8 protein-coding genes are annotated in these 11,106 nt (G+C 67.4%); 5 read left to right on the forward strand and 3 right to left on the reverse strand.

The window, feature by feature from the left end; translation table 11 throughout:
* Window positions 1-91 precede the first annotated feature (91 nt).
* Window positions 92-1,540 (reverse strand): N-acetylglucosamine/diacetylchitobiose ABC transporter substrate-binding protein, encoded by a 1,449-nt coding sequence (ngcE, locus tag ACFU5K_RS29545; protein WP_384067052.1) that lies wholly within the window; start codon window positions 1,538-1,540, stop codon window positions 92-94.
* A gap of 489 nt (window positions 1,541-2,029) precedes the next feature.
* Here ngcE and ACFU5K_RS29550 point away from each other — a divergent pair, with 489 nt between their 5' ends.
* A complete protein-coding gene (locus tag ACFU5K_RS29550; protein WP_384067055.1) occupies window positions 2,030-5,875 on the forward strand; it encodes a GH92 family glycosyl hydrolase in 3,846 nt (1,281 codons plus the stop codon).
* 437 nt (window positions 5,876-6,312) lie between these two features.
* Here ACFU5K_RS29550 and soxR read toward each other — a convergent pair whose 3' ends face one another.
* Window positions 6,313-6,786, reverse strand: a complete 474-nt coding sequence (soxR, locus tag ACFU5K_RS29555) for a redox-sensitive transcriptional activator SoxR (protein ID WP_384067058.1) — start codon at window positions 6,784-6,786, stop codon at window positions 6,313-6,315.
* A 55-nt stretch (window positions 6,787-6,841) separates the two neighbouring features.
* Here soxR and ACFU5K_RS29560 point away from each other — a divergent pair, with 55 nt between their 5' ends.
* The 4 genes from ACFU5K_RS29560 (at window position 6,842) to ACFU5K_RS29575 (ending at window position 10,113) form a co-directional block, all read left to right on the forward strand.
* On the forward strand, window positions 6,842-7,543 hold the full coding sequence (locus ACFU5K_RS29560) for a transketolase (RefSeq protein ID WP_384067061.1): 702 nt from the start codon (window positions 6,842-6,844) through the stop codon (window positions 7,541-7,543).
* Between the two features lie 27 nt (window positions 7,544-7,570).
* Window positions 7,571-8,470 carry a transketolase family protein gene (locus ACFU5K_RS29565; RefSeq protein ID WP_384067073.1) on the forward strand — a complete coding sequence of 300 codons (900 nt, stop codon included), beginning with the start codon at window positions 7,571-7,573 and terminating at the stop codon, window positions 8,468-8,470.
* Between the two features lie 220 nt (window positions 8,471-8,690).
* Window positions 8,691-9,410: a hypothetical protein gene (locus tag ACFU5K_RS29570; RefSeq protein WP_384067064.1), complete on the forward strand. Its 720-nt coding sequence runs from the start codon at window positions 8,691-8,693 to the stop codon at window positions 9,408-9,410.
* 52 nt (window positions 9,411-9,462) lie between these two features.
* Complete coding sequence (locus tag ACFU5K_RS29575; RefSeq protein WP_384067067.1) at window positions 9,463-10,113, forward strand: class F sortase; 651 nt, start codon at window positions 9,463-9,465, stop codon at window positions 10,111-10,113.
* A 75-nt stretch (window positions 10,114-10,188) separates the two neighbouring features.
* Here ACFU5K_RS29575 and ACFU5K_RS29580 read toward each other — a convergent pair whose 3' ends face one another.
* Window positions 10,189-10,815 carry a histidine phosphatase family protein gene (locus tag ACFU5K_RS29580; RefSeq protein WP_384067070.1) on the reverse strand — a complete coding sequence of 209 codons (627 nt, stop codon included), beginning with the start codon at window positions 10,813-10,815 and terminating at the stop codon, window positions 10,189-10,191.
* Between the last annotated feature and the right edge of the window lie 291 nt (window positions 10,816-11,106).

Genomic DNA, 11,106 nt, shown 5'->3' on the forward strand with positions numbered 1-11,106 from the left:
ACCCGGCTGGTGCTGATCTTGTAAGCCCTGCCACCTGCTAGGCGTCAGGCGAAGTGAGCCAGGAATCCCCCCCGTTCACGAGGGGGAGGTTTCAATGGTGCTTGTAGTGCTTGATGGACTGGTCCTTGGCGGCGGCGTCCGCGAAGGCCTGGATCTTCTTGATGGTCTCCGCCGGGGTCGCGCGGCCGGCCATCATCTCGCCGATTCCGGCGATACCGATCTGCTCCTTCTGCAGCTTCACGTACCAGTCCTGCAGACGCGGGTTCACCACGTTGTCGCCGGCCGTCTTGAGGACGTCGACACCGGACTGCATGGCGGTGGAGAGCGTCAGCCCGTCGGTGCCGCCGTTGAAGGCGCTGAGGGACTTCACCGACTTGGTGAAGTTCTTCGAGGAGTCCTCGCTGAGCATGATGCGCAGCTGCTCCATCGCACCCTCGGGGTTCTTCGCCTTGGCCGGGACGACGAAGGGCTCGCCGCCGGACGCCCAGATGGTGCCGAAGGGCAGCTTGTCGGACGAGTCGAGGCTGGACGGCGCGCCGACCATCATCTTGAAGTCGTCCGGCGTGGTCGGGGCGGCCTCGTTCTCCACCCACGAGCCGTTCGGGATGAAGAGCGCCTTGCCCTTGGTCCACTCGGTCTGCGACTGGATGTGGGTCAGGCCGGGCGTGCCCTTGAGGATGTAGCCCTTCTTGTAGAGCTCGTAGTACGCCTCGAACGCGGCCTTGACGGCCGGGTCCTTCCAGGCGTTCGGCTCGAGGTTGTCGATCTTGTCGAGGACCTCGCGGCCGCCGATCTTGCCGATGAAGGGGTACAGCGAGAAGGGCAGGTAGTACGGGTACTTGCCGGGGTAGGTCCAGCCGGCGATGCCCTTCTTCTTCGCCTTCTCACAGAGCGCGAGCATGTCGTCCCAGTTCTCCGGGTACGTCGCGTCGAGCTTCTCGAGGTTGGTCTGGGAGTACCAGACGCCGTAGACCGTGTACGCGTAGTACATGATCCAGACGGGGTCGCCGTCGAACTGGCCCATCTCCAGGACGCCGGGGCGGAGCGTGTCGCGGACCTTCTTGGCCGGGTCGTCGTAGGACGGGGCGTCCATGAGCGGCGTGAGGTCGAGCAGCTGCTTCTTGCCGACGAGGACACCCATGTCCATCTGCTCGGCGCCCGAGTTGTCGATGAGGTCCGGCGGGGTGCCGCCGTTGAAGCGCGGCTGCAGCGTCGACTGGATCTTCTCGGTCGCGGCGTGCTTGACCTTCGGCGCCTTCGGGAAGGCGGCGTTGTACTTCTTCTCGGCGTCGATGGCGTACTGCTCACCGAAACCGCCGTTGAAGATGACGACCTCGAGTGCCGCGGTCTCGTTGACACCGAGCGGGTTCTTGGCGCTCTTGGTGCCCTTTTCGACCTTGTCGTCACTTCCGCCGTCGCTACTCGCGCAAGCGGACAGGAAGCTCATCGTCGGAACAGCGATCAGGCCGAGTGCGGCAGAACGCTTGATCAGATCGCGACGGCCAAGGCCCTCATTCGTGCGGCCTGAGGTGGATCCCATGCTCAAGTCCTCGCCTTCTACAGGACTCAGGCGGTGTACCGGTCACCCATGGTGAATTCGCCTCAGGCGAAGGGTCCCGCCACCGCGGTCAGTTGCGCTTGGGTCGTGCACATTTCGTCGTACCGGATGCAGTGGAGGAGTTCCGGGGCCCGTACCGCGAACCGCTTCTCGCGCCTCGCAGCCGTGCCCCCTCCCCCGCGTCCGCGCGCCGTTGTGAGGCGGTTGTGCAGACGCCGACAGGTATAGTCCACTTGCGGCCAACTGAGCAAGATCGAATGCATGGTTGAGCGGCAGTCTTTCCCGAGTTGAGACCTCGCAGACGCCTCGGCACCGCGCGCCCTCACGCGAAAGCACCGTTTCTCGCAATACGGTCGAATCATCAGGGCACCCCTGTGCAACACCCTTGACACATCCGGTCACTTGGCTCCCTACTGGAACGCGTATCCCGTAGTGACAACGTTGTCCAAGCCCCGGGAGGAATGGCTCCGTATGCAGCCCCTACGTGGTCCCCAGCAAGGCTCGCGCCACAGACAAAGCCACTCGGCCGCCGTCCTCGCGGCCTCTCTCGTGCTGACCCTCGCAGCGCCCACCGCGGCGCTCGCCCAGCCGTCCGGCGTCGCCCAGAAGCCGTCCCGTGACACGTCGTTCAGCTCCTCCTTCGAGACCGACGAGAAGCAGCCGGACTGGCGCAATACGGTCGAAGAGGGCCCGGACGGCAAGAAGCGGGCATCGGGTGTCGACGGTGGCTTCACCGCCGGAATTCCGGGGAATGTCACCGACCGGGTCACCGATCTGCGCGCGAGCGGCGAGAACGCCGGTTCCGGTGAGGTCAAGGAGAACCTGGTCGACGTGGAGCCGGGCAGCAAGTGGCTGGCCTTCGCGACCACCGGCTGGGTCGAGTTCGACCTCTCCGAGCCCACCAAGGTCGTCACCTATGCCCTGACCTCGGCCAACGACCACGCCGAGCGGGACCCGAAGGACTGGACCCTGAAGGGCTCCGCCGACGGAAAGTCGTGGACCGACCTGGACACGCGCACCGGTGAGGCGTTCTCCGAGCGCCACCAGACCAAGTCGTACGACTTCGAGACGGACACCGCCTACCAGCACTTCCGGCTGGAGATCACGAAGAACAACGGCGCGTCGGACGCGACCCAGCTCTCCGACGTCCAGTTCTCCGACGGCGACACGACCACGCCCGTCCCCGCCGAGATGCGCTCCCAGGCCGACCGCGGGCCCTCGGGTTCCCCCACCGCCAAGCAGGGCGCGGGCTTCACCGGCAAGAAGGCCCTGCGGTACGCCGGTACGCACAAGCCGGACGGCCGGGCCTACTCGTACAACAAGGTCTTCGACGTCGACACGGCGGTCACGAAGGACACGCAGCTGTCCTACCTGGTCTATCCGCAGATGACCGAGACGGACCTCGACTACCCCGCCACGCACGTGGCGGTCGACCTCGCGTTCACCGACGGCACGTACCTCAGCGAGCTGAAGGCCACCGACACCCACGGCGGGCTGCTCACCCCGCAGGGCCAGGCCGACGCCAAGCGGCTGTACGTGAACCAGTGGAACAAGGTCGCCTCACGCATCGGCTCGGTGGCCGCCGGCAAGACGGTCGACCGGATCCTGGTGGCGTACGACTCCCCCAAGGGCCCGTCGAAGTTCCAGGGCTGGATCGACGACATCGCGATCGCCCCGAAGGCCGCGGAGAAGCGCAAGGCGCACCTCTCGGACTACGCCTCGACCGTGCGCGGCACGAATTCCAGCGGCGGCTTCTCGCGCGGCAACAACTTCCCCGCGACCGCGGTGCCGCACGGCTTCAACTTCTGGACGCCGGTCACGAACGCCGGCACCACGAGCTGGCTCTACGACTACTCGCGCGGCAACAACGCGGACAACCTGCCCACCCTGCAGGCATTCAGCGCCAGCCACGAGCCCAGTCCCTGGATGGGTGACCGCCAGACCTTCCAGATGATGCCGTCCGCGGCCGCCGGCACCCCCGACGCCTCCCGCACGGCCCGCGCGCTGCCGTTCCGCCACGAGAACGAGACGGCGACGCCCCACTACTACGGCGTGACGTTCGAGAACGGCCTCAAGGCCGAGATGACGCCCACCGACCACGCGGCGCGCATGCAGTTCACCTACCCCGGTGACGACGCGAGCCTCGTCTTCGACAACATCTCCAACGACGGCGGCCTCACCCTCGACCCGGAGACCGGTTCCTTCACGGGCTACTCCGACGTGAAGAGCGGCGGCTCCACCGGGGCCACCCGACTTTTCGTGTACGGCTCCTTCGACGCGCCGGTCACCGACAGCGGCAAGCTGAAGGGCGGCGGTGACGACGTGACCGGGTTCTTCCGCTTCGACGCGGGCAAGGACCACAAGGTCGGCCTGCGCCTGGCCACCTCGCTGATCAGCGTCGACCAGGCGAAGAAGAACCTCGCCATGGAGCTTCCGGAGAAGACCTCCTTCGACAAGGTGCGGAAGAACGCGCAGAAGGCCTGGGACAAGATCCTCGGCAAGGTCGAGGTCGAGGGGGCGAACGCCGACCAGCTGACCACCCTCTACTCCAGCCTGTACCGGCTCTACCTCTACCCGAACTCGGGCTTCGAACAGGTCGACGGCACGAGCACCTACGCGAGTCCCTTCTCGCCGCAGCCCGGGGCCGACACCCCCACCCACACCGGCGCGAAGATCGTCAAGGGTGAGGTGTACGTCAACAACGGCTTCTGGGACACCTACCGGACAACATGGCCGGCGTACTCCTTCCTGACCCCGAAGCAGGCCGGCAAGATGGTCGACGGCTTCGTCCAGCAGTACAAGGACGGCGGCTGGATCTCCCGCTGGTCCTCGCCCGGTTACTCCGACCTGATGACCGGGACCAGCTCGGACGTGGCCTTCGCCGACGCGTACGTCAAGGGCGTCGACTTCGACGCCGAGGCGGCGTACGACGCGGCGGTCAAGAACGCCACGGTGGCCCCGCCGTCCTCGGGTGTCGGCCGCAAGGGCATGGACACCTCGGTCTTCACCGGATACGCCAACACCTCGACGCACGAGGGCCTGTCGTGGTCGCTGGAGGGCTACCTCAACGACTACGGCATCGCGCAGATGGGCCAGGCGCTCTACAAGAAGACGAAGAAGGAGCGCTACAAGGAGGAGTCCGAGTACTTCCTCAACCGCGCCCGGAACTACGTCAAGCTCTTCGACGACAAGGCCGGCTTCTTCCAGGGCAAGAAGGCGAACGGCGACTGGCGCCTGCCCTCCGACCAGTACGACCCCCGCGTCTGGGGCTACGACTACACGGAGACCAACGGCTGGGGCTACGCCTTCACCGCCCCGCAGGACAGCAAGGGCCTGGCCAACCTCTACGGCGGCCGTGACGGCCTCGCCAAGAAGCTGGACACGTACTTCTCCACCCCGGAGACCGCCGGACCCGAGTTCGTCGGCTCCTACGGCGGCGTCATCCATGAGATGACCGAGGCGCGCGACGTCCGCATGGGCCAGTACGGCCACAGCAACCAGGTCGCGCACCACGCCACGTACATGTACGACGCGGCCTCGCAGCCCTGGAAGACCCAGGAGAAGGTCCGTGAGGTCCTCGGCCGGCTCTACACCGGCAGCGAGATCGGCCAGGGTTACCACGGCGACGAGGACAACGGCGAGCAGTCGGCCTGGTTCCTCTTCTCCTCGCTCGGCTTCTACCCGCTGGTCATGGGCAGCGGCGAGTACGCGATCGGCTCGCCGCTCTTCACGAAGACGACCGTGCACCTGGAGAACGGCCGCGACCTCGTCGTCAAGGCGCCGAAGAACAGCTCGACGAACATCTACGTCCAGGGTCTGAAGGTCAACGGCAGGAAGTGGAACTCCACTTCGCTGCCGCACGACCTGCTCGCCAAGGGCGGCGTGCTGGACTTCGACATGGGCTCCAAGCCGTCGGCCTGGGGCACGGGCAAGGACGCGGCCCCGGTCTCCATCACCAAGGACGACAAGGTGCCCGCGCCCAAGGGCGACGTGCTCAAGGGCGACGGTGCTCTCTACGACAACTCCTCCGCCACCTCGGTCACGGTCGAGACGGCGGACCTGCCGGTCGCGACGAGCACGAACGCCGTTCAGTACACCCTGACTTCGGCCTCCGCGGCGAAGGCCCCCACGGGCTGGGTGCTGCAGGGGTCGGCTGACGGGAAGGCCTGGAAGGACCTCGACAAGCGTTCCGGCCAGACGTTCGCCTGGGACAAGCAGACCCGGGTGTTCTCGGTGCACGCGCCGGGGACGTACTCGAAGTACCGGCTGGTGAGCGACGCCGCCGCGACGCTGGCGGAGATCGAACTGATCTCCTGACCGCCTGAGCCTTACGTCCGGTCCTGATATCGGGGGCGGGCCACCCCACACGGGTGGTCCGCCCCCTCTTCGTCCGGACCAAGGAGGCGGTCACGACGGGCCGTCTTCAGCCCGTGCTCTCTCATGCCCCTGGAAGGCCGGCCTGTTGCCGAGGATCACCAGGACAGCAGGCGGCTCCGCTCCTGGATGAATCCGGGTGATGCCGATCGATCCTCTCGGTCAGGTCCAGGAAGTCCTGGAGCGAGCGCTGGTCGCTATCGGCCGTGGCCAGGCCGATGCCGGCCCTGCTCCTCGGCCGGAAGTGGGCGGGGGTCGGTCGAGGTTGAGGCGGCTCCCTCACGCGCTGCTTCAACCACCAACTCGTCCGGGCTCAACCGGGTGAATGGCCGTGCAGCGCCTCCGAGACTCCAGGACACCGGGGGCTGTCCCGCGATCCCTCAGGAGGGCCGGACAGGCTCTTCGCCGTGGAGATAGCGCGCGCCGGGGCCCTTCTCTGCGGCGATGTCGTCGGGATTGTAGAGGCCGCATTTGCGCAGTGAGAGGCAGCCGCAGCCGATACAACCGGTCAGCTTGCGTTTCAGCCGTTGCAGTTCGGCGATCCGTTCGTCTATGTGCAGGGTCCAGGTGTGGGCGACTTCGTTCCACTCGGTTGTGTCGGGAGCGCGGTCCTGGGGGAGCCGGGCGAGGGCCGTGCGGGCCGCTTCGAGGGACAGGCCGACGCGTTGGGCAGCACGGACGAACGCAACGCGGCGAAGCGTCCCTCGTGGATAGCGGCGTTGTCCGCCGGCTGTGCGTTCGGACCGGATGAGGCCGAGGTCCTCGTAATAGCGCAGCGCCGAGGCGGCGACGCCACTGCGGGCGGCGAGCTCGCCGATCGCGAGGAGGCGGCCTTGCGAGGGAGAGTTGCTCATGGGTCGGATAGTACCGGCTTGACTTCAAGCGGACTTGAACTTGCAGACTCACACCATGTCTTCGACCAGCGCGGACACCGCGTACAACCATGCCGGTCTGCGGCGTTTGATGTCGCTGATGACCGGCGACGAGAAGCACGGCCCGGCTGCCACCTCCACCCTCGACGCCTTGTGGGTGCTATACGACCGCGTACTGCGGGTGACCCCGCAGACCGCGAACGTTGCCGACCGGGACCGCTTCCTGCTGTCCAAGGGGCATGGCCCGATGGCGTACTACGCGGTGCTCACCGCCAAAGGCTTCATCCCGGAAGAGTGGCTTCCGGGCTTCGGAACCTTCGACTCGCCGCTAGGCCACCACCCGGACCGGATGCTCGTCCCAGGCGTCGAGATCGGCTCGGGCTCGCTGGGTCACGGGCTTCCGATCGCAGTGGGGACCGCCCTGGGGCTGCGGGCGCAGGGGCTGACCGACAGTGATGTGTGGGTGCTTGTCGGCGACGCCGAGATGGACGAGGGGAGCAACCACGAGGCGCTCGCCTTCGCCGGGGCCACCGGACTGGAGAACTTGCACGTCGTGGCGATCGACAACGACTCAGACAAGTTCGGCTGGCGAGGCGGACTCGCCTCACGCTTCGCCACCGAAGGATGGTCTGCCATGACCGTGAACGGCCACGATCACGAGGCCCTCCACCAGGCCTTCACGACGCCACATGCCGGGCGGCCACACGCAGTCATCGCCCGCGTCGAACGCAAATACTGATCAAGCCGACACGAAATGACGTCTTCCATGGATACCATGCGTGAGCGATTCACCGATGTCACCACCCACCTCCTCGATGAAGACACACGGCTGGCGGTCGTCCTGGCCGCTATCTCGAGCGATCGCTTCAAAGATGCTCTCCGTACTCATCCGGACCGCGTCATCGATGTCGGCATCCGCGAGCAGTTGCTCATCGGCGTCGCCGGCGGTCTGGCGCTGACCGGACTGCGCCCGATCGTTCATACCTTCGCGAGCTTCCTCATCGAGCGCCCCTTCGAACAGATCAAGCTGGACCTGAGCCACCAGGCAGCAGGTGCGGTACTGGTCAGCTCGGGTGCCTCGTACGACGTCTCTGCCGGCGGCCGCACGCACCAATCCCCTGGCGACGTCGCCCTTCTCGACACCCTCGACGGCTGGACCATTCACGTGCCCGGCCACCCCGACGAGGCCGAAGCGCTGATCAGGCACGCGTCCGCCGCGGACAACCAGGTGTACGTACGCCTCAGCGAGCAGTGCAACCGCACCGCCCACCCGGTGTCTCCGGGCCGGTTCCAGGTGCTGCGCGAAGGCCGCGCCGGGGTCGTGGTCGCGGTGGGACCGCTGCTCGATGCAACGCTTGACGCGGTGAAGGGAATGGATGTGACAGTGCTGTACGCCTCGACGGTGCGCCCCTTCGACGGGGCCGGGCTTCGGACGGCAGTAGCGGGCACGGATGCAGCGGATGTGGTGCTGGTAGAGCCATATCTGGCCGGCACGTCAGCCAACTCCGCCAACGAGGCGCTGCAAGGTGTGCCCCATCGCATTCTCCCGCTGGGCACGGCACGTGCGGAGTTGCGCCACTACGGCACCTGGCGCGAGCACGTCGCTGCGCACGGACTGGACGCAGAAGGACTGCGCCGAAGGATCCGCGGCTTCCTCACCCCGTAGCCCGGTCCGGTCCGAACCGGATCCCGTCGACCACCATGCGGTGGTCATCCACCGGCCTCGACGTGCCGTGCGGCGTGCTCACCTCACGTGCCTCTTGGGCCGATCAGGGCATTTCTGGGCGATTCCACGGTGTGCCGAAAGACTCTTTCATTGATCCATGTCATCCCTTAGGCGATCAGGTGATCAGTATGACAATCATCTCGGCTCGAAGGGGTCTAGCATGCGCATTTCCGCTTCCGTCCGCTCCCGCACGGGTGTCAAGATCGCTGCCGCAGTCGCGGTCGCGGGCGTCGCTACTCTGGCCGGTGCTCCCGCCGCGTTCGCCGTCGGCGAGAGCGGCGACATCGACATCCGTTCGGTCAGCTGGCACTCCCGTGGCGACCGCGACGGCGTCGAGGTCTGCAAGTTCGCACTCGTGGCCAACAACTTCGACGCGCTGCCGTTCGTCACGTGGACGATCACCGAGCAGCCCCCGACCGTTCCCCCGGGCGACACGCTCACGGCCTCGCTGCCGCTCATCAACGGCAAGGCCCGTAGCCAGGAGTACCTCCTGCCCGAGGGCACGTACCAGCTCACGTGGCTGGTGGCCGGCGCGCCGCTGAAGCAGAAGAGCTTCGAGGTCGACTGCTCCCGGCCCCAGCGTGAAGGCGGCCAGGGTGGCTCGGGCGGCGGCCGCGCGGAGGGCGGCGAGGGCCGGGGCTCGTCCGAGACCGGTGCGCAGGCCGACAAGAGCAGCGACAAGGGTGCCGCTGAGATCTACGACAAGCCGTCCGGCGCGGTCCCCGCGGGCGGCGGCGGTGTCCCGGACATGACGAGTGTCAGCTCCGAGAGCGACTCGAACATCGGGACCTCGGCGGCGCTCGTGGCCGGAGCCGCCGGAGTCGCGGGGCTGATCATGGTCCGTCGATCCGCCCGGCGTCGTGCCCGCAACGAGGCATAACACCCGCGGCCGACGGCGACGGCGGGGTCCGAGTCGCGCATGCCGGCTCACGATGACCCTGAGTGTGACCTTCTCGCTGGTGACCGGCGTCGTGTGGGCGTGTTCCGACTCGCCCGAGGACGCCTCGTCGGTCACCGCCGCCCGCGGCAGCGATGCCGCGGGCGGCGGGGCGCCACCCTTCCGGAGGGCGCCGCACAAGCCGCAGGAGAAGGTGCCTGCCTCGCACGCCCCGCTGGTGCACTCCCGTCCGTTGAAGGTCGCCATTCCGGCGATCTTCATCGAGGCTCCGGTCACCGGCCTGGCACTGGACTCCAAAGGCCGGCTCGGCGCTCCGCCCCTGACCAGGCCCAAGCTGGTGGGGTGGTTCCGAAAAGGACCGTCACCCGGGGAGGCGGGCACGGCACTGCTCGTCGGCCACCGCGACACGGCGACGGGGCCCGCGATCTTCCTCAATCTCAACGTCCTGCGCCGCGGCGACACGGTGAAGGTCACCCGGGCGGACCGGCGGACCGCGGTCTTCACCGTCGACAAGGTGAAGACGTACACGAAGGACAACTTCCCGGACGAGCAGGTGTACGGGCCAACTGGCCGTCCGGAGCTCAGACTTCTGACCTGCGGTGGACGCTTCGACAAGAAGAACGGCTACTCGGCCAATGTCGTCGTCTTCGCCCACCTCACCTCACTGAAGAAGCAGGCGGCCTGATCATCGGCGCGCCGCACGGAACGGGCCGGCACCTCGGGGGCGAGGTGCCGGCCGTTCGTGCGCGATCTCCTCGCGTCAGTCGATCGACTTGAACAGCCGCTCGGGCAGTGACATGTTCAGGGACTTGATGACCGGCTTGTTGTGCTCCGTACCCAGACGGGAGACGGCGCCCGTGGCGAGCTGGAAGAGCTCGCCACCGGTGACGGGCAGATTCAGGTAGCGGGCCGTGAGGACGCGCAGGAAGTGGGAGTGGGCGACGAGCACGATGTCGTCGTCCCCGATGCGGGACCGCGCCGCGCGGACTTCGGCCAGGACCCGGTCGGCGCGGGCCCCTACGTCGGCCGGCGACTCGCCCGGGTGGTCCTCGTCGGAGCCGAGAGCGACGCCGTCCTTCCAGAGGTCCCAGTCGGGGCGGGTCCGGCGGATCTCCACCGTGGTGATGCCCTCGTAGGCGCCGTACTCCCATTCGTGCAGGTCAGGCATTTCCCGGGGGGACGCCAGCCCCGCCAGCTCGGCCGTGCGGCGGGCCCGGAGGTAAGGGCTGACCAGGGTGAGCCCGATCTTCCGCTCCTCCAGCAGGGGCACGAGTGCCCGGGCCTGGCGCTCGCCGAGCTCCGTCAGGGGCAGGTCGGTGTGGCTCGTATGCTGCCCGGACCGGGACCACTCGGTCTCGCCGTGCCGGATCAGGATCAGCTCGCCCATGACTACTTCTTCCGCTCAGTACGCCGTGCTCGTCGTTCGTGTGGTGCCGCTGATGCAAACCCGCCGGGACACGATCGCATTCCTCCCGGTCCCACCCGGGGCGACTCGCCCCGAAAGGGTGGCACGCATTCGTATCCCGCCCCTGGCCGGGCGTCCTTCCACTACGGTCCGGGTCATGCCGCACGCCAGGGAACTCGACCGTTCCTAATCAGTGAGCAGGAGTGAGCCTTGGACCCACTGCCCGGCACTGCGCGCATCCCGAACGGTTTTGGATGCGCTGGTCCCCCGCGT

The organism is Streptomyces sp. NPDC057428 (assembly GCF_042803195.1).
In the GTDB taxonomy this organism is placed as follows: Bacteria; Actinomycetota; Actinomycetes; order Streptomycetales; family Streptomycetaceae; genus Streptomyces.

Coding starts and splice junctions, on each gene's coding strand:
- ngcE (WP_384067052.1), bottom strand. CDS start 1,540: ATGGGATCCACCTCAGGCCGCACGAATGAGGGCCTTGGCCGTCGCGAT.
- ACFU5K_RS29550 (WP_384067055.1), top strand. CDS start 2,030: ATGCAGCCCCTACGTGGTCCCCAGCAAGGCTCGCGCCACAGACAAAGC.
- soxR (WP_384067058.1), bottom strand. CDS start 6,786: ATGAGCAACTCTCCCTCGCAAGGCCGCCTCCTCGCGATCGGCGAGCTC.
- ACFU5K_RS29560 (WP_384067061.1), top strand. CDS start 6,842: ATGTCTTCGACCAGCGCGGACACCGCGTACAACCATGCCGGTCTGCGG.
- ACFU5K_RS29565 (WP_384067073.1), top strand. CDS start 7,571: ATGGATACCATGCGTGAGCGATTCACCGATGTCACCACCCACCTCCTC.
- ACFU5K_RS29570 (WP_384067064.1), top strand. CDS start 8,691: ATGCGCATTTCCGCTTCCGTCCGCTCCCGCACGGGTGTCAAGATCGCT.
- ACFU5K_RS29575 (WP_384067067.1), top strand. CDS start 9,463: ATGACCCTGAGTGTGACCTTCTCGCTGGTGACCGGCGTCGTGTGGGCG.
- ACFU5K_RS29580 (WP_384067070.1), bottom strand. CDS start 10,815: ATGGGCGAGCTGATCCTGATCCGGCACGGCGAGACCGAGTGGTCCCGG.